This window comes from Gordonia zhaorongruii (genome assembly GCF_007559005.1).
GTDB classification, from domain to species: domain Bacteria; phylum Actinomycetota; class Actinomycetes; order Mycobacteriales; family Mycobacteriaceae; genus Gordonia; species Gordonia zhaorongruii.
On record NZ_CP041763.1, the window covers coordinates 737023 to 755661 of the forward strand.

The 18639-nt window shown below is 67.0% G+C and carries 18 protein-coding genes and 1 tRNA gene; 8 read left to right on the top strand and 11 right to left on the bottom strand.

Annotated elements, in window-relative coordinates; translation table 11 throughout:
- Positions 1-43: 43 nt before the first annotated feature.
- From FO044_RS03310 to FO044_RS03335, 6 genes are all read left to right on the top strand, one after another.
- A complete protein-coding gene (locus FO044_RS03310; protein ID WP_235831425.1) occupies positions 44-1162 on the top strand; it encodes a resuscitation-promoting factor in 1119 nt (372 codons plus the stop codon).
- A 4-nt stretch (positions 1163-1166) separates the two neighbouring features.
- On the top strand, positions 1167-2039 hold the full coding sequence (rsmA, locus tag FO044_RS03315; protein WP_132993235.1) for a 16S rRNA (adenine(1518)-N(6)/adenine(1519)-N(6))-dimethyltransferase RsmA: 873 nt from the start codon (positions 1167-1169) through the stop codon (positions 2037-2039).
- A complete protein-coding gene (locus tag FO044_RS03320) occupies positions 2036-2980 on the top strand; it encodes a 4-(cytidine 5'-diphospho)-2-C-methyl-D-erythritol kinase (protein ID WP_132993236.1) in 945 nt (314 codons plus the stop codon). The genes rsmA and FO044_RS03320 overlap by 4 nt, the downstream gene beginning before the upstream one ends.
- A gap of 38 nt (positions 2981-3018) precedes the next feature.
- Positions 3019-4815 (top strand): ABC-F family ATP-binding cassette domain-containing protein, encoded by a 1797-nt coding sequence (locus tag FO044_RS03325; protein ID WP_132993237.1) that lies wholly within the window; start codon positions 3019-3021, stop codon positions 4813-4815.
- Between the two features lie 72 nt (positions 4816-4887).
- On the top strand, positions 4888-5640 hold the full coding sequence (locus tag FO044_RS03330; RefSeq protein ID WP_143965328.1) for a DUF4282 domain-containing protein: 753 nt from the start codon (positions 4888-4890) through the stop codon (positions 5638-5640).
- Positions 5641-5689: 49 nt separating this feature from the next.
- Entirely contained in the window at positions 5690-6688 is a 999-nt protein-coding gene (locus FO044_RS03335) for an enoyl-CoA hydratase/isomerase family protein (protein ID WP_132993239.1), read from the top strand.
- Between the two features lie 15 nt (positions 6689-6703).
- On the opposite strand, the gene FO044_RS03340 is transcribed toward FO044_RS03335, so the two are convergent.
- From FO044_RS03340 to FO044_RS03365, 6 genes are all read right to left on the bottom strand, one after another.
- Entirely contained in the window at positions 6704-7381 is a 678-nt protein-coding gene (locus FO044_RS03340; RefSeq protein ID WP_143965329.1) for a hypothetical protein, read from the bottom strand.
- A 1-nt stretch (position 7382) separates the two neighbouring features.
- Positions 7383-8996, bottom strand: coding sequence for a peptide chain release factor 3 (locus FO044_RS03345; protein ID WP_143965330.1), 1614 nt, complete (start codon positions 8994-8996; stop codon positions 7383-7385).
- Positions 8997-9066: 70 nt separating this feature from the next.
- Positions 9067-10086: a beta-ketoacyl-ACP synthase III gene (locus FO044_RS03350; RefSeq protein WP_143965331.1), complete on the bottom strand. Its 1020-nt coding sequence runs from the start codon at positions 10084-10086 to the stop codon at positions 9067-9069.
- 123 nt (positions 10087-10209) lie between these two features.
- The gene (locus FO044_RS03355; RefSeq protein WP_143965332.1) at positions 10210-11322 is read right to left on the bottom strand and encodes a beta-ketoacyl-ACP synthase 3; all 1113 of its coding nucleotides are present in this window, start codon (positions 11320-11322) and stop codon (positions 10210-10212) included.
- A gap of 132 nt (positions 11323-11454) precedes the next feature.
- Complete coding sequence (gene pth / locus FO044_RS03360; RefSeq protein ID WP_143965333.1) at positions 11455-12021, bottom strand: aminoacyl-tRNA hydrolase; 567 nt, start codon at positions 12019-12021, stop codon at positions 11455-11457.
- Entirely contained in the window at positions 12021-12686 is a 666-nt protein-coding gene (locus tag FO044_RS03365) for a 50S ribosomal protein L25/general stress protein Ctc (protein ID WP_143965334.1), read from the bottom strand. Before FO044_RS03365 ends, pth begins: the two co-directional genes overlap by 1 nt.
- A gap of 166 nt (positions 12687-12852) precedes the next feature.
- Here FO044_RS03365 and FO044_RS03370 point away from each other — a divergent pair, with 166 nt between their 5' ends.
- Entirely contained in the window at positions 12853-13299 is a 447-nt protein-coding gene (locus FO044_RS03370) for a limonene-1,2-epoxide hydrolase family protein (RefSeq protein WP_132993246.1), read from the top strand.
- 19 nt (positions 13300-13318) lie between these two features.
- On the opposite strand, the gene arsC is transcribed toward FO044_RS03370, so the two are convergent.
- The 3 genes from arsC to glmU form a co-directional block, all read right to left on the bottom strand.
- On the bottom strand, positions 13319-13660 hold the full coding sequence (arsC, locus tag FO044_RS03375; RefSeq protein WP_132993247.1) for an arsenate reductase (glutaredoxin): 342 nt from the start codon (positions 13658-13660) through the stop codon (positions 13319-13321).
- Between the two features lie 224 nt (positions 13661-13884).
- The gene (locus FO044_RS03380; RefSeq protein ID WP_132993248.1) at positions 13885-14862 is read right to left on the bottom strand and encodes a ribose-phosphate diphosphokinase; all 978 of its coding nucleotides are present in this window, start codon (positions 14860-14862) and stop codon (positions 13885-13887) included.
- A gap of 3 nt (positions 14863-14865) precedes the next feature.
- Positions 14866-16329 carry a bifunctional UDP-N-acetylglucosamine diphosphorylase/glucosamine-1-phosphate N-acetyltransferase GlmU gene (gene glmU, locus FO044_RS03385; RefSeq protein ID WP_132993249.1) on the bottom strand — a complete coding sequence of 488 codons (1464 nt, stop codon included), beginning with the start codon at positions 16327-16329 and terminating at the stop codon, positions 14866-14868.
- A 147-nt stretch (positions 16330-16476) separates the two neighbouring features.
- Here glmU and FO044_RS03390 point away from each other — a divergent pair.
- Positions 16477-16548, top strand: a tRNA-Gln gene (locus FO044_RS03390).
- Between the two features lie 2 nt (positions 16549-16550).
- Here FO044_RS03390 and FO044_RS03395 read toward each other — a convergent pair.
- Together FO044_RS03395 and FO044_RS03400 are read right to left on the bottom strand one after the other, a co-directional pair.
- Positions 16551-17324 (bottom strand): nuclear transport factor 2 family protein, encoded by a 774-nt coding sequence (locus tag FO044_RS03395; protein WP_132993250.1) that lies wholly within the window; start codon positions 17322-17324, stop codon positions 16551-16553.
- Positions 17325-17343: 19 nt separating this feature from the next.
- Positions 17344-18585: an MFS transporter gene (locus FO044_RS03400; RefSeq protein WP_132993459.1), complete on the bottom strand. Its 1242-nt coding sequence runs from the start codon at positions 18583-18585 to the stop codon at positions 17344-17346.
- Positions 18586-18639 lie beyond the last annotated feature (54 nt).

Here is an 18639-nt window from a genome sequence, read left to right on the forward strand (position 1 = left end):
TACCGTACCGTGATCGAAGTGTCCCCTGCCGGAATGAATAATCTTGTCTGTCTTCAAGCGAATCAACACGTCCACGTCTATGCGCGCCCGCATCGCATGCGGCGCAGTCCTGTCGACCGTCGCCGCGGGTGCGGTCACGGGTGCGGTCATGCACAAGGAAGTGACGCTCGCCGTCGACGGCCAGCAGTCCGAGGTCAGCACCATGGCCTTCTCCGTCGAGAGCGTTCTCGAGGATAACGGTGTCAACCCGGAGTCCGGTGACCTCGTCAACGTCTCGCTGGCGAGCTCGCCCAAGGACAACCAGACGATCGAGGTGAACCGTCTCAAGCAGGTCGAGCTGCTGATCGACGGCAAGCCCGAGGTCGTCACCACCAACGCGTCTACCGTCCGTGAGGTCCTCGCCGAGCAGGGGCTGACCAACGGCGCGGCCGTGGACACGAGCCTCGACGCCAAGCTGCCCGCCGACGGCACGGACGTGGACGTGACGACTCCCAAGCGCGTCGTCCTCAAGGACGGCAGCGACACGTCGCGCCCGACGATCGCCGCCAAGACGGTCGGCGACCTGCTGGAGCGTGCGGGTACCCCGCTCGAGAGGACCGACAAGGTGTTCCCGAAGGCGGACACCCCGGTGCGCAAGGGCATGGTCGTCAAGGTGACCCGCATCCGCACCGAAGAGGTGACCCTCGACGAGAAGATCGACTCGCCCGAGATCGAGAAGGAAGATCCGGAGCTCACCAAGGGCGAGACCGAGGTCCTGAAGAAGGGCAAGCCGGGCAAGGCCAAGGTCACCTACAAGATCACCAAGGTCAACGGCGAGGTGACCAAGAAGATCAAGCTCAAGGAAGACGTCGAGAAGAAGCCGACTCCGACCACGGTCAAGATCGGCACCAAGCCGGGCGCACCGCACGTCCCGGAGGGCAGTGTCTGGGATCGCCTCGCGCAGTGCGAGTCGACCGGCAACTGGGCGGTCAACTCGGGTAACGGCTTCTACGGCGGCATCCAGTTCGATCAGAACACCTGGGACCGCTGGGGCGGCCAGAAGTACGCCCCGCGCGCCGACATGGCAACCCGCGAGGAGCAGATCGCGATCGCCAAGAAGACTCAGGCCGCGCAGGGCTGGGGCGCATGGCCGTCCTGCACCTCGCAGCTCGGTATGCGCTGACGTCTTGACGCCACCCCGACTCCTCGGCCCGGCCGAGATCCGCACGCTCGCAGCGGAGCTGGACGTACGTCCCACGAAGACCCTCGGGCAGAACTTCGTGCATGACGGCAACACCGTGCGCCGGATCGTGACGACGTCGGGAGTCGGGGCACAGGACGTGGTCCTGGAAGTGGGGCCGGGACTCGGTTCGCTGACCCTGGGCCTGCTCGGCACGGCCGGGCGGGTGGTCGCGGTCGAGATCGATCCGAAACTGGCCCAGCGGCTGCCGCAGACGGTCAGCGAGTTCGCGCCCGACGCGCTCGATCAGTTCGACGTCGTCACCGGGGACGCGCTCACCGTGCGGCCCGCGGACCTGCCGGCCGCCCCGACGGCTCTCGTCGCGAATCTGCCCTACAACGTGGCGGTCCCGGTGCTGCTGCATCTGATGTCGCAGTTCCCGACTCTGCAGACCGCTTTGGTCATGGTGCAGGCCGAGGTCGCCGACCGGCTCGCCGCGACACCCGGAGGCCGCATCTACGGCGTGCCGAGCGTCAAGGCCAGGTACTACGGCGACGTCACTCGTGCCGGATCGATCGGCAAGCACGTGTTCTGGCCCGAGCCCAAGATCGAGTCCGGGCTGGTCCGCATCGAACGCACCGACCGGTTCGGCCTCGATGCGGACCATCGTCGCCGGACCTTCGCGGCGGTCGACGCCGCATTCGCGCAGCGACGCAAGACGATGCGGGCCGCACTCGGTGGCTGGGCAGGCACCTCGGCCCGTGCTGAAGAACTCCTGCGAGCCGCGGACATCGACCCCTCGATCCGCGGTGAACGTCTCGCCGTCGACGATTTCGTGCGCCTGGCCGAGGTCGCGGCCGCCGCCGAGGCAGCGGAATGAACGCCGGACTGGGGGCCGCGACGGCGCGGGTCCCCGCCAAGATCAATCTTCACCTGGGCGTCGGACCGCTGCGCGAGGACGGCTTCCACGAACTGTCCACCCTGTTCTGCGCGCTGTCGATGTACGACGACGTCACCGTGCGCACTGCGGACGAACTGTCGCTCACGGTTCGCGGTGAGAGCCGGCGTCAGGTGCCGACCGACGCCAGCAACCTGGCCGCCCGCGCCGTCGTCGAACTGGCCGCGAGGGCCGGCCGCGACCCGCACGTCGCGATCGCCATCGACAAGCACATCCCGGTCGCGGGCGGTATGGCGGGCGGTTCGGCCGACGCCGCGGGTGCACTGCTCGCCGCCGCGCGACTGTGGCGTCTCGACCTGTCCCGCACCGAACTCCTCGAGATCGCGGCGGACCTCGGGTCCGACGTCCCGTTCTCGTTGACCGGCGGTGCGGCACTCGGCACCGGACGCGGTGAGAAGTTGCTGCCGGTGCTGCATCGCGGCGACTTCCACTGGGTGATAGCGGTCTCCGGCAGCGGTCTGTCGACGCCTTCGGTGTACCGGGAACTCGATCGTCTGCGGGATTCCAGGGACGGAGCCGAGCACTCGGGCGATGCCGGAACGAGACGCCCGGACGAGTTGATGGTCGCCATCGCATCGGGCGATGTGCACGCGGTGGCACCTCTGCTCCACAATGATCTGCAGCCGGCCGCGTTGTCGTTGCAGCCCCTGCTGCGGCGCACGCTGCGGGCCGGACGGGAGGCCGGAGCCCTCGCGGGCATCGTCTCCGGTTCGGGGCCCACGTGCGCATTCCTGTGCGCGACCGCCGATGCCGCCGTCGAGGTGGCTGCCGAACTGTCGGGTTCGGGTGTCGCCAAAGCGGTGCGCACCGCGTCGGGGCCGGTCGCCGGGGCGCGACTGATCCCGACCGACAAGAATCACTGACCACACGCGGTGCACTGACCACCAGGAACGGACGGACCATGGCTGCGGGCAATCCGGGCACCAACACGTCGCTGATCACCGCTGAGCGGATCAGCAAGAGCTTCGGCATCAAGTCGTTGCTCGACGACGTGAGCCTCGGAGTACACGAGGGCGAGCGGATCGGCGTCGTCGGACTCAACGGGGGCGGTAAGACGACTCTGCTCGAGATCCTGGCGGGAATCACCGATCCCGACGACGGCCGGGTGTCCCGCGCGGGCGGAACCATGGTCGCCACGGTCACCCAGCGCGGCGAGATGCCCGCCGATCACACGGTCGCCGACATCGTCGTCGGCATCGGCGTGGCCGACCACGAATGGGCGTCGGACCCCCGCATCCGCGGGATCATCAACGGCATCGGCATCGACGAACTCCTCGACCGCAAGGTAAGGGAGTTGTCCGGTGGCCAGCGTCGGCGCACCGCGCTCGCTGCGGCTCTCGTCACCGACGCCGACCTGCTGATCCTGGATGAGCCGACCAACCATCTCGACATCGAGGGCGTCCACTGGCTCGCCGAGCACCTGACGTCGCGACGCAGTGCTCTCGTGGTCGTGACGCACGACCGCTGGTTCCTCGACACGATCGCAACGCGGACCTGGGAGGTCCACTCGGGGCGCGTCGACGAGTACGAGGGCGGTTACAACGACTGGGTGTTCGCCCGCGCCGAGCGATCCCGACAGGCCGACGCCGCGGAGGAGCGCAGGCGGAACCTGGCGCGCAAGGAACTCGCATGGCTGCGTCGCGGCGCGCCTGCCCGGACGTCGAAGCCCAAGTACCGGGTGGAGGCCGCCGAGAAGCTGATCTCCGACGTGCCGCCGCCCCGCGACAGCGTGTCCCTGTCGGCGTTCGCCAAACGCCGGCTGGGCCGGGTCGCCATCGAACTCGAGGATGCGCGGCTGCGCGTTCCCAGCGCCGACGGCGAATCCGGAAGGGTCCTCCTCGACGACACGACGTGGCGGCTCGCCCCGGGTGAGCGGATCGGCCTCGTCGGCGTCAACGGGTCGGGCAAGACGACCCTGCTGCGGGCGCTGGCAGGCGATGTGCCGGTGGAACCGGGCCGTCGCATCGAGGGCAAGACGGTGTCCATCGGCTGGCTGCGGCAGGAACTCGACGACCTCGACGAGTCGCTGCGGGTGATCGACGTCGTCGAAGCCGTCGCCACCCGGATCATGCTGGGCGACAAGGAGTACTCCGCGAGTCAGCTCGCCGAGCGCCTCGGATTCTCGCCGGCGCGCCAGCGCACCCCGGTCGCGGATCTGTCCGGCGGCGAACGCCGCAGACTCCAGTTCACCGCGGTGCTGATGTCCGAACCGAACGTACTGCTCCTCGACGAGCCGACCAACGACCTCGACATCGACACCCTGCAACAGCTGGAGGACCTGCTCGACTCGTGGGCGGGCACTCTCGTGGTCATCAGCCACGACCGCTATCTCGTCGAGCGCATCTGCGATTCCACCTGGGCGCTGTTCGGCGACGGCAAGCTGACCAACCTGCCACGTGGCATCGAGCAGTACCTGGAACGGCGTGCGGTGCAGGAGCGGGAGACGACGAAGGCGCCCGCCAAGACGAATGCGAAGCCGGCCGCCGAGCATCAGGCGGCGCGCAAGGAGTTCAACGCGATCGAGCGGAAGCTGAAGAAGCTGACCAGCCGGATCTCGAGATTGCATGAGCAGATGGCGGCGCACGATCAGAGCGATTTCGAAGGACTCGGGGAGCTGACCGAACAGGTCCGCGCGGCGAAAGCCGAGACCACCGAACTCGAGGACCGGTGGCTGGAGCTGTCCGAGGTAGTCGGGTAGCAGCGCTTCCCCGAAGCCGATGATCGCGTCAAACCAGGCAAGGGCCGGTGGACCCGTTTACTATCGGGCAGCATGACGACACCTCCGAACCCTCCTGAGAACGATCCGAACGAGTCGCCCGACAGCGGCGCCCCCGACAACGGTGCCTCCGGTACCGACCATTCGACGCAGTCGTTCGGCACCGGCCCGGACGCCCAGACGCAGTTCACCCAGAGTCCGTACGGTCAGCAGGACCCGTACGCCCAGCAGAACCCGTACGCCCAGCAGAACCCGTACGCGCAGCAGGACCCGTACGCGCAGCAGGACCCGTACGCGCAGCAGGACCCGTACGCGCAGCAGAGCCCCTACGGTCAGCAGAACCCGTACACGCAGCCGGGGCAGTTCGGCCAGCAGAACCCGTACGGCCAGCAGAATCCTTACGGCCAGGAGAACGCTGCGATGCACGCACCGCAGGCGCCGGGCGCCGACCAGCCTGCGCAGAAGCTGTCGTTCTTCCAATCGCTCTTCGACTTCAGGTTCGAGAACCTGGTCGCCACCCGCGTGATCCCGGTGCTGTACGTGATCGGGCTCATCGTCGTCAGTATCGGTGCGCTCGTCAGTGCACTCTCACTGATCATCGGTGGATTCGCCTCTCTCGGCGATGATGCCGGGGCCGGCATCCTCGCCATCCTCATGGGGCTCATCGTGGTCCCGATCATCTGGCTGCTGTACGTGATTCTGGTCCGGGTCATGTGCGAGCTGTACATCTCGATCTTCAAGATCACCGAGTACTCGCGGACCATCGCGCACAACACCACCCGGGTGGCGCAGAACACAAGCAGGTAAGCCTGAACTGCCAGGATCACCCCGATGTCGCTGAGATAACGTGGCACGCATGTCGCACATCCGTACCGTTGTCCACGGCGGCGTCGGGGAGATCATCCTGGACCGGCCTAAAGCTCTGAACGCGCTCGATCAGTCGATGATCGACGATCTGCACGATGTGCTCACACGGTGGGCCGACGACGACGCGATCGAGACGGTGCTCGTCACCTCGGCCGGCGATCGGGCGTTCTGCGCAGGCGGAGACATCCGCGCCATCCGCGATTCGGCGGTCGCCGGCGATACCGAAGCGGTCACCGGTTACTTCTCCAGTGAGTACCGCGTCAACCAGTTGATCGCCGAGTACCCCAAGCCGTATGTGGCATTGATCGACGGTGCGGCGATGGGCGGCGGCCTGGGCATCAGTGTTCACGGTGAGATCCGCATCGTCACCGAGAAGGCGCTCATCGCCATGCCCGAGACGGCGATCGGGTTCTTTCCGGACATCGGCGCGACGTACTTCCTGTCGCGCCTGCCGAAGGGCGTCGGGATGTGGCTCGGTCTGACCGGAGCCCGGTTGCGCGGCTCGGATGCCGTCGCCGTCGGTCTGGCAACGCATTTCGTGCCGTCCGAGGATCTGCCCGCAGTGGCCGACGCCATCCGCAACGGAGACGGACTGGCAGTTGCGCTCGCCGATCACCGGGATCCGGTCGACACCGAGCTGCCGCTCGGGAAGATCGCGGACTACTTCGGCGACGCGAACGTCGACGCCGTCATCGGCGGCCTGCGGGGCGCGGTCGGGGACGAGTGGGCGCAGGAGATGCTCCGCCTGCTCGGGTCGGCGTCGCCGACGAGCCTCTTCGTGACGGCGCGCCTCATCGAGCTGGGGGCGACGTCGTCGCTCGCTGAGTGCCTGGATCGGGAGCTGGCCACCGCACAGCGCGTGACCGTTCATCCGGACTTCGCCGAGGGAGTCCGCGCGATGCTGGTCGACAAGGATCGCAACCCCACGTTCGCGCCGCGAACGATCGAGGAAGTCGATCCGGTCGCAATCGGTCAGATCATCCAGTAGCCGGGGCCGCTCGGGTCATCGCTGTACGTCGAAACGGCCGGACAGCGTCGCCGAGCGGACCGGGTGATCCGGTTCGGCGGGCACGGCATGCGGGACGTCGTCGGACGGATCGAACGGATTCGCGGTCTGCTCGATCGCATCGGGGCAGTCGAATCGTCCGGCAGCGCTCTCCCCGTCGATGGTCGTGAGCGTGAGCGCACACGACCGCGATGTGTAGTAGATTCCGTCGATCGCCACCCCGACGGTCGCGGCGATCGGCTTATCGAGCGATCGTTCTCTTGGCCGGGGACGCCCGCGGACGGGTGGGACGCGGGCGCCGGTCAGCGCCGATGCCGCGAACTCGAACTGCCCGCCCTCGCCGTTGCCTCCGGAGAACGTGAACAGCAGGGTGTCCGGCGGAACCTGGACGTCGGGTTTGCCCCAGCGGGGGAACTCGACGCACTGCTCCCGCCCGCCCTCCGGTTCGACAGCCACCTGCATGGCGCCGGTCGAGTAGGCGAGGCCGTAACCGCTGCGGTCGCGCGTGCCGCTGGGCGCGGGCTTCGCGCAGTCCGCGAGGGCGAGTCGCTCCGCCCTACCCGTGGACGACGGTCTGGCCTGCTGCTCGGGAGGTGCCTCCTGTCCGCATGCGGACAGGAGGAATCCGGTGGTCAGCGTGAGAGCTGCGACGCCGCGGACTCGAGCGGAGCTCATGTCAGTCGGCCGCGGCGACCAGCGGCTCGAGGAGGAGATCCGCATGCTCCCTCTCGATGTACTGCAGGCGCCACTTGTCGCTGAACAGTGCCAGGATCGCACCGTCGCTGCGGGTGAACACCTCGACTCCGCGCTGACGGTCGAGTTCCGGTGCGCTCTGCGCGTCGGTGCGCCGCGCCAGCGAGTAGCCGAGCGGCTCGATGACCGAATTGACGTTGAACTCGGCCTTCATCCGCGCGGTGACCACCTCGAACTGCATCGGTCCGACGGCGGCGAGGACGGGTGATGCGTCGCCGCGCAGGTCGTTGCGCAGAACCTGGACCACGCCCTCCGCGTCGAGTTGGTCGATGGCCTTGCGGAACTGCTTGTACTTGTCGGCGGTCGTGACGCGCAGCGCCGAGAAGTGCTCGGGTGCGAACGACGGGATCGGCGGGTACTGCACCTTCGGGTCGAGGAACAGGGTGTCGCCGGGGGCGAGCGCCATCGCATTGACCAGACCCACGACGTCGCCCGGGAATGCGGTGTCGACGGTGGCGCGATCGCGGCCGAAGACCGCTTGCGCGTACTTGGTCGTGAAGGGCTTCCCGGTCTGAGCGTGGGTGACGACCATGCCGCGCTCGAACTCACCGGAGACGATGCGCATGTACGCGAGGCGGTCGCGGTGCGACGAGTCCATGCCCGCCTGCACCTTGAAGACGACCGCGCTGAACGGGTCCGTGACCTCACGGACGTCGTCGTCGACGGATTCCCGGCTCTGGGGCGGGGGAGCGAACTCGACGAGAGCCTCGAGCAGTTGCCGTACGCCGAAGTTGAGCATCGCCGAGGTGAAGATCATCGGCGACGTCTGGCCTGCCAGGAACATCTCCTGGTCGTGATCCTGGCCCAGCGCGCCGAGGAGTTCGCTCTCCTCCAGGGCAGCTGTCCAGGCGTCGCCGTCAGCGGCTTCGGCGGCGTCGGCGTCGAGTAGCTCTTCGGGGGCGATGGTGGCGCCACCTGCAGTGCGCGTGAACTTGATGTACTCGCCGGTGCGCCGATCGAGCAGACCCCGGTAATCGCCCGCGATGCCGACGGGCACGTACAGCGGGGTCGGAATCAGGCCGATGCGGTCGCTGATCTCGTCGATCAGTTCCAGCGGGGTCTGACCGGGGCGGTCCCATTTGTTGACGACGGTGATCACCGGGATGCCCCGGTGCCTGCAGACCTGGAAGAGCTTCAGCGTCTGCGGCTCGAGACCCTTCGCCGCGTCGATCAGCATGACGGCCGCGTCGACCGCGGTCAGCACCCGGTAGGTGTCCTCCGAGAAGTCGGAGTGGCCCGGAGTGTCGACGAGATTGATGACGTGCGGGTGCTCGGGGTCGTCGTCGGTGACCTGCGAGGCGTAATTGAACTGCAGGGCCGTGGAACTCACCGAGATTCCGCGGGCCTTCTCCATCTCCATCCAGTCCGAGACGGTGGACTTGCGGCTGCCCTTGCCGTGCACGGCGCCGGCCTCGCTGATCATGCGGGCGTGCAGCGCCAGCGCCTCCGTCATCGTCGACTTACCCGCGTCGGGGTGGGAGATGATGGCGAATGTACGGCGCCGTTTCACTTCGCGCGCGATGACCTCGGAACTCACCCGTCTACGCTATCGGTCCGCACGTCGCGGCGGCAAAAGCACGGCCGCGACTAGCGCCCGCACCCAGCACTCACTCGAAGGGCACGGGAGGCATCGTCACCACCTGTGCGGCGTAGCTGAGCCCCGCACCGTAACCGAGTAGGAGAGCGGTATCGCCCGGCTTCGCCTTACCGTGCGAGAGCAGATCCTCCATCGCGAGCGGGATGGACGCGGCCGAGGTGTTGCCGGTGGTCTCGATGTCGTTGGCGACGACCGTCGACTCCGGGAAGTGAAGACTGCGGGCCAGCAGTTCGTTGATGCGCGAGTTGGCCTGGTGCGGAACGAAGACATCGATGTCGGAGGCGTCCACCTTGGCGACATCGAGTGCGCGCTGGGCGGCCTTGCCCATCTCGAAGGCGGCCCAGCGGAACACTGCGGTGCCCTCGAGACGCAGGTACGGACGCTTGGCGTGGTCGGTGCCATCGAGGAAGGTCACCCAGTCGATGTCCTGACGGATCGCATCGAACTGAGTGCCGTCGCTACCCCAGACCACCGGGCCGAGGCCCTGCTCCTGCGTCGGTCCGACGACCACGGCTCCGGCACCGTCACCGAAGATGAAGCAGTTGCTGCGATCGGTCATGTCGAGTGTCGTCGACAACTGCTCGGCGCCGATGACGAGGACGTGCTTGGCGTTGCCGCCACGCACCATGTCCGCTGCGAGCGACAACGCGTATCCGAAGCCGGCGCAGCCGACGGTGACGTCGAATGCGGGCACACCGTTGGCGCCGAGTTCGGTGGAGATCGCGACCGCCCCCGCGGGGGTCAGGAGCATGTGGGTGTTCGTGGCGAGGATGACGGCGTCGATGTCGGCACCGGAGAGGAGGGCGTTCGCGATCGCCGTGTGGCCGGCTTTGACACCCATCTCGACGACAGTCTCGTCGCGGCGGGCGAAGCGGCGCGATTTGATGCCGGTGCGGGTGTAGATCCATTCGTCGGACGAGTCGATCTGCCGGCAGACTTCGTCGTTGGTGACGATCCGCTCGGGTCGGTACGCGCCGATGCCCAGCATGCCGATCTTCTTGATGCCGACAGCCTCGTGCAGTTCGACCATGTGAAGTGTCCCTTCGGTTGGCCCCCGGGTAGACCGACGGTGCCGTCGGCGACTCCCTCCAAGTTACGTCGCTCCGACGGCCTGGGTCATTACTTCAGGCTTCGATACTTCAGGCTTCGGGACCTACGGGAGCCGCAGGTGCTTGGCCAGCGGTCCCGGCTTCGAATCGGCCAGACCGTCGAAGCTGGTGACCTCCGGGACGGGCGGCAGCGTGACGACACCGCCGGCGTAGCTCAGGCCCGCGCCGAAGCCGAGGATCAGCGCGGTATCGCCGCCCTTGGCCTTGCCGTTCGCCAGCATCTCCTCCATTGCGAGCGGGATGGACGCGGCCGAGGTGTTGCCGGTGTTCTCGATGTCGTTCGCCATCGGCAGATCGTCGGCGAAGCCCAGATTCTTCTTCATCAGATCGTTGATCCGGGCGTTCGCCTGGTGGGGCACGAACACGTCGATGTCGTCGACACCCGCGCCCGAGGTGGTCAGCATCGTGGTCAGCGCCTTGGGTAGGGTGATCGCAGCCCAGCGGAACACCCGCGGACCCTCCATGTAGATGTTCATCCGGCCGACCGGATCGGTCTCGGGATCCTTGTGCTGGTACTCGACGGCGTGGGCCATGTACTCGACCGTGTCGAGGTTCTGCTTGATCGCATCGGAGTGCTCGCCGTCGCTGCCGGAGACCATCGGGGAGATCCCGTTCTCCTCGCTCGGTCCGACGACGACCGCACCCGCGCCGTCGCCGAAGATGAAGCCGGTGCTGCGGTCGGTCACGTCCAGGCCGACGGACATGGTCTCGGCGCCGATGACGACGGCGTAGGTGGCACTGCCCGCGCGGATCGCGTCCGCGGCGGCACCGAGTGCGTAGCCGAAACCGCCGCAGCCCGCAGCGACGTCGAACGCGGAGATGCCGTTCAGCCCGATGTCGAACGCGATGATGGGGGCGCCGTGCGGGGTGTTGCTCGGCCAGCTGCTGGCGCCCAGGATGAGCAGATCGATTTTGCCGCGATCGATGCCCGAGTTGGTGATCGCGCGCTCGGCGGCCGTGACGGCCAACGTGCGCATCGATTCGTCACCGCTGATCCAGCGGCGGTTCCGGATCCCGCTCCGCTCGACGATCCACTGATCGTTGGAGTCGAGGACCTGGCAGAGTTCGTCGTTGCTCACCAACCGCTCGGGGCGACACGCACCGATGCCCAGCATCGACACGTTCGGGTGACCTGACGGTGAAACCAACTTCGCCAAGATGCCTGTCCTCACGCTCTCCTGGCCGAGTCCTTTGACCCGGCTCCTTGAGGGGATTCTACGACTGGACCGGCCGCGGGTGCGGGCCGGGCGCGCCGACAGGGCAGCGGGCTACGCCGATCCGGCGCGCACTCACCATGCGTGCACGGTGTTCTGTGCGGTCTCGAGCCCCTGCGCGACAAGGAGTTCGGTGGCGTCGACACCGTTCGCGATCAGCAGATCGACGTCGGTCCGTGCAGCAGACGGAAACGGTTTGAGAACGTAGTCGGCCGGATCCTGGCGGCCGGGCGGACGGCCGATGCCGAGTCGGACGCGCAGATAGTCGCGTGTGCCGACGGCGGACGAGATGGAGCGCAGACCGTTGTGGCCGCCCTCTCCGCCGCCCTTCTTGAGACGGACCTGTCCGAAGTCGAGATCGAGTTCGTCGTGCAAGACGAGCAGATCGTCCGGCTTCACGGAGTAGTACGCGGCGAGCGGGCCGATCTGCCTGCCGGTGACGTTCATGTGCGTGCGCGACTTCGCGACCGTGACCGGTTCGCCGCCGATGCGGACGGTGGCGGTCTCGGCGCCCGATCGCTTGTGCACGGAGAACTTCTCGCCATAAGAGAAGACCAGGCTGTCGGCGACCATCGCGCCGACATTGTGCCTGGTCTTCTCGTAAGCAGGACCGGGGTTACCCAGCCCGATTATGAGCTTCACTACTCGGCTGCGGACTCGTCGCCCTCGGCTGCGCCCGCGGCGCGCTCTTCGGCCGGAGCCTCGGCGTCGCCCTCGCCCAGTGCCTCTTCGTCGAGCTCGGCTTCGAGCTCTGCAGCGCTCGGCGCCTCGTTGACGGCGACGATGGCGGTCTCAGGATCGGAGATCAGGGTGACGCCCTTGGGGAGCTCGAGGTCGGCGGCGGTGACCATGTTGCCGGCCTCGATGCCCTCGACGGAGGCGGTGATGATCTCCGGGATGCTGAGGGCGTCTGCCTCGATCTCGACGTAGGTGGCGTCCTGGACGACCAGGGTGCCCGGGGCGGCGTCGCCCTGGACCTCGACGGGGACCTCCACGGTGACCTTCTCGCCGCGACGGATCACGGTCAGGTCGAGGTGCTCGAGGTAGTTGCGCAGCGGGTGGACGTCGACCTGCTTGGTGAGCACGAGCTGCTTCTCACCGTCGATATCCAGGTCGATGATCGAGTTGAGGCCGCCGTTACGCAGGATGGCTGCGAGCTCCAGGTAGGGGAGGAGCAGGTGCTTCGACTCGGTGGCGTGGCCGTACATCACGGCGGGGACGAGGCCCTCGCGCCGCGCGCGACGCGATGCGCCCTTGCCCTTCTCGGTGCGGACGGTGACCTTCAAAGTGGGGGTGTCGTTCGACATGGTGTCCTCCTGTGGTGCCGGTTCTGGTCGGTGGCCACGACGAAGGCGGCATCGACACACAGAACCCGGCCGCGTCAGAAGCGGTTGAGGACTTGCATGGCCGCGCCGATCACGATGAAAAAGATCATCCTCGCCGAGACAACGGGCACGAGCCTACCATGTGGTCATGACGTCGCAGAAACCGATTGACCTGGTCCAGAGCTTCTTCATCCGCCTGGCGGGCGGCGACGTGGACGCGGCCCTGGACGGCGTTGACGAGAACATCGTCTACACGAACGTATCGCTGCCTGCGGTCCGCGGTAAACGCAGGTTCGCCTCGCTGATGCGGGTGCTCGGCGGCCGCATCGGTTTCGACGTCGACCTGCTGGCGATCAGCGGCGACGACAACGGGGTGGTGCTGACCGAACGCATCGACGAGTTGAGCGTGGGTCGCCTGCACATCCGATTCTGGGTATGCGGACGATTCGAGGTGACGGAAGGTCGCATCACCGTGTGGCGCGACTACTTCGACTACTTCGATTGCACGAAGGCCGTGCTGCGCGGGATCGCCGGAGTGGCCGTCCCGTCGCTGAACCGGTCGATGAACCCGATGCCGCGGATCACCGCAGTGTGAGCGTCTCTGGCCGGTCGGCCTACAGGATCTCGTCCACGCCCTCGACCGGGCGGCCGAGGCGAGTTCCTTTGGGGGTCACGACGAACGGACGCTCGACGAGGACCGGATGCTCGACCATCGCGTCGAGGAGGGCATCGTCGTCGGCGTCGGCGAGGCCCAGTTCCTTGTAGAGCGCTTCGCGTTTGCGGACCGCGTCGCGAGCCGTGATCCCGGCATCGGCGAACAACTTCTCCAGCTGCGACCGCGACCATCCCTCGGTCAGGTACTTGACGACGGTGACCTCGACGCCCGCATCCTCGAGTTTCGCGAGTGCCTTGCGGGAAGTCGAGCACTTCGGGTTGTGATAGATCGTTGCGTCCACGGATCAACCGTACCCCGGAGGTTGCCCCGACCCCGGAGGTCGGCGGCTTCCCGTTTCAGTGGTACCCGTGTGGGCCGGCATTGCTCTCACGGCGATTGCCGAGTCGCACACGTACCACTGCGACGCGAACGACGCCGGCGGACCCACGTTCGGCCAGTCCACTGTGGGTGGCCGAACGTTGACGCTCGCCGGCGTCGTCGTGCGGGGTTACGTCCTGGCGGCGCTTACGCGATGCCGTTGAACAGGCTCGTGACCGACCCGTTCTCGAAGACCTCGCGGATCGTCTGCGCCAGCAGCGGCGCGATGGACAGGACCGTCAGGTTCTCGAAGTGCTTGTCCTCCGGGATCGGCAGCGTGTCGGTCGCGATGACCTCACGTGCACCGCAGCTGGCGAGACGCTCGGCCGCCGGATCGGAGAACACGCCGTGGGTGGTGGCGATGATGACATCGCCTGCACCGGCCTCCTTGAGCACGGAGACGGCGCCTGCGATGGTGCCGCCGGTGTCGATCATGTCGTCGATCAGCACGCAGGTCTTGCCCGAGACGTCACCGACGACGCGGTTCGACTTGATCTGGTTCGGAACGTCGGGGTCGCGAGTCTTGTGCACGAACGCCATCGGCGCACCGTCGAGCGCGTCGGCCCACTTCTCGCCGACCTTCACGCGGCCGGCATCGGGGGAGACGACGCAGGTGTTCGCGGTGCCGTACTTGTTGCGCACGTACTCGGCGAGCTGTCCCTGGGCGTGCATGTGGTCGACGGGACCGTCGAAGTAGCCCTGGATCTGGTCGGTGTGCAGGTCGACCGTGATAATGCGATCGGCACCCGCCGTCTTCAGCAGGTCGGCGATGAGACGTGCCGAGATGGGCTCGCGGCCGCGGTGCTTCTTGTCCTGGCGCGCGTACGGGTAGAACGGCAGGATCGCGGTGATGCGCTTGGCCGATCCACGCTTGAGGGCGTCGATCATGATCAGCGTTTCCATGATCCACTGGTTCATCGGGTACGGGCAGCTCTGTAGGACGAAGGCGTCACTGCCGCGCACCGACTCCTCGAAGCGGACGAAGATCTCGCCGTTCGCGAAGTCGCGTGCGGTCTGCGGAGTGAGGGGGACGCCGAGTGAATCGGAGACCGCCTGGGCCAGTTCGGGATGCGCGCGCCCCGCGAACAGCATGAGGTTCTTCTGGTTGTCGGTGGTCCAACTCATCGGCTAGCTCTTATTCTCCTGGTTCTGACCATGTGTGGCACGTTCCGCAGCCTGCGCTGCGGCCGTGCCCGGGCGCTTGGTGGGCACCCAGTCTTCAATGATGCGCTGTGCTCCTGCGGACACCGCGAGTGCACCCGCGGGGACGTCCCCTCGCAGAACGGTACCGGCACCGGTGTACACACCGTCGCCGATTGTGAGGGGGGCCACGAACATGTTGTCCGAGCCGGTTCGGCAGTGCGAGCCGACGACGGTCCGGTGCTTGTCGACTCCGTCGTAGTTGACGAAGACGCTCGCCGCCCCGATGTTCGTGTACTCGCCGATCTCGGCGTCGCCGACATAGGTGAGGTGGGGAACTTTGGTTCCGGTTCCGATCTGCGCGTTCTTCGTCTCGACGAACGCCCCGATCTTTCCGGCCTCGCCCAGGTCGGTACCCGGGCGGAGGAATGAGAACGGCCCGACGGTGGCGCCGTCGGCGATCCGCGCGCCGCTGCCATGCGTCCGGATCACCTCCGCGGCTGCGCCCACACTCACGTCGGTGAGCGTGGTGTCGGGGCCGATGACGGCGTCGTCGCCGACCGCGCAGTTTCCGTGCAGCTGAGTGCCGGGCTCGATGCGCACGTCCTGGCCGAGGGTCACATCGACGTCGATCCAGGTCGTCGCGGGGTCGACCACGGTGACGCCGGCGAGCATGTGCCTGCGGACGGTGCGGCGGTTGAGTTCGATGCCGAGGTCGGCGAGCTGGGTGCGGTCGTTGCAGCCGGCCACGACGGCCGGGTCGTTCACGACGTGCGCGCGAACGGGCTGCTCCGCGCTGCGGGCGATCTCGACCAGGTCGGTCAGGTAGTACTCGCCCTGCGCGTTGTCGGTGGACAGTCGGGAGAGGCCGTCACGCAGGACCGCGGCGTCGAACGCGTAGATGCCCGCATTGACCTCGGTGATCGAGCGCTGTTCGGCCGTCGCGTCCTTGTGCTCGACGATCGCAGTCACGCCGCCGTCGTCGCCGCGGACGATGCGGCCGTAACCGGTGGGGTCGGGAACCACGAAGCTCGTGAGCGTCACTGCCGCGCCGTCACCTGACGTGTGCGTGTCCACGAGGGACGTCAGGGTCTCGGCGTCCAACAGCGGCGCGTCCGCGACCGTGACCAGTACGGTGCCGTCGAAATCGGGAAGCCCCGACATGCCGGCCCGCGCTGCATCGCCGGTCCCGCGTGGCGACTCCTGCTCGGCGATGAGGATCTCGCGGTCGAGGTCCTGCGCGACGGTGCCGATCTCCGCTGTCACCCGTTCACGTTCGTGGCTTACCACGCCGACCAAGGAGGTCGGCGAGATACCGGCGGCGCCGTGCATCGCATGACCCACCAGAGACCGACCGCCGATGCGGTGCAGGATCTTAGGTGTCTTCGACTTCATGCGTGTGCCTGCGCCTGCGGCTAATACGATCACCGCAATCCCGGGCTGTGCGTTCATCCAGGTCCTCCGCTCAAGGCGATTGTCGCTGCGGGGAAAATCTTACGTTGCGGTGAACGGCCATGGTCGGCGGCACGGCGCGAACCTCCGCAATCGGGCATGTGGAGGGGCAGGACCCGAGCTATGGCAGAATCGCAGCCGCAGCAATCCGCCGTGGTGTAATCGGCAACACTCCTGATTTTGGTTCAGGTATTCCAGGTTCGAGTCCTGGCGGCGGAGCACTACTCCTCGACGTACACGGTCACGTCGGTCAGCCTGCCTTCGGCGAACTCGCACATTGCGACCGCATGGCCGTCACCACCGTCGGACAGGCTTACGGTGACGTAATCGCCCGCCGAGATGAACTTCGACGACGTCCAACCCTCGAGTCCGCGGAGTGCCGCCGGCGATGCGAGTTGCTGTGCTCCATAGGTCACCGTCACGTCGGCGAATCCCGCAAGTCCGGAGACGCTGCTATCGGTGACAGCATCGAGAAACGTCGCGGCCTGCCTCTTACCTGCCGCCCCGACACGTTTGAAGCCGCGAGCGAAGCCCAACGATCCCGATACCCCCTGGTTCTTCAGGAGTCGTGCCGCCAGTCGCAGCGCCGACGGCAGTGCCCAGGGGCCTTTGCTGCCGAACTGCGCAACCATCGTCGGCAACTCCCAGTGCGCGTACAGGCCGCGCACGCGATCGTCGTCGGTCAGTTCGTACCGGAGATGCATCGGGACAGTGAGGATCACCCGATCGGTCATGCGGATCTCGAGTTCCAGATCCCGCATCACCGCGGCGCCGCACACGATGTCGTGCTTCGGATGGAAGACGACCTCGTTGGGTGCGATGAAGGTGTCGTAGAACCGGCCGAGTTCCTCAGAACCCTGATGGAGGTCCGAACCGACCGGGTCGTTGACGATCCCGTCGGAGCTGAACAGCGACAACCACTTCCGCTTATCGTGGACGGCGACGGCAGCCGGCGACTCGCCGACGAGCGATAGCTTCTGCTGGCGGCTGGACATGGTGAAAGGCTATCGCTTCTCATAGCGCGACAGGGGACTCGTCTCGCCGCCGTCCACGCAGGACCGCCACCGCCAGAAGGAGGGCGACCAGCAGCGCGGATCCGACCGTGATCACCAAACCGTTCCAGCCCGCGTCGGCGAAGATGATGCCCACGGCGGCGCCTACGACCGACGAGCCGACGTAATAGCAGAACAGGTAGGCCGACGATGCCTCGGCGCGATGTTCGGACGCGAGGGACCCGACCCAACTGCTCGCCACACTGTGGGCTCCGAAAAAGCCCGCGGTCATGAGCACCGCGCCCGCGAGCACTGCGGTCAGGTTGTCGGGCAGGGTGAGAATCAGCCCCGTTCCCATGCAGAGGATCGACCCGACCAGAACTTGGCGCGGTCCGCGGCGATCGGCGAGCTTGCCCGCCACACCCGACGACCATGTGCCTGCGATGTAGATGAGGAAGATCAGTCCGACGGCACCGGCGGGAAGCTCGAACGGTTCGGCGATGAGTCGGAAACCCAAATAGTTGTACACGGCCACGAACCCGCCCATGAGCAGGAAGGCGAGTGTGAAGAGGACGGCGAGCGCTGGCGTCTTGACGTGGCCGATGACGCTCCGCACCGTCGTACCCACCGACAGCCGTGCCGGAGTGTGGAACTCAGACGCAGGCAGCATCCGAATCAGGACGACCGTCAGGACAGTGGCGACGATCGCAAAGGCCTCCAGCGCCCAACGCCAGGTGACGATCTCCAGACCACCGGCAACGAACACGCGTCCGAGCATTCCGCCCACGGTGGTGCCCGCGACGTAACGCCCCATGGCAGCACCGAGGTCGCGACCGTCGACCTCCTCGGCGAGATAAGCCATCGCCACCGCGGGGACGCCCGCGAGGGCGACACCCTGCAGGGCACGGAGCGCGATGAGCATCCCGATGGACGGTGCGAGGGGGATGAGCAGCCCGAGCGCCACCGATGCAGCCGCGGATACGGTCATAACCCTGGTCCGGCCGTGTCGTTCGGAGAGCGCACTGATCGGGATGATGGTCAACGCGAGGAGTCCGGTGGTCGCGGATACCGTCAACGCCGCAACGGCCGGCGCAGCCCCGAAGACCTCAGTGATCTCCGGCAGTACGGCCTGGGTCGAGTACATCGCCCCGAAGGTGGTCAGACCCGCGACGAACAGTGCGAGTGTGATGCGCCGATAACCAGGGGAGCCGGCACGAAGTGGAATGGCGCAGACGCCGTCGGTGTGAGCACTCACTCCATCCACCTTCCACCCCTCGAGCTCCACGACCGAACGCGGGGGAGAGAGACATGTGGCGTG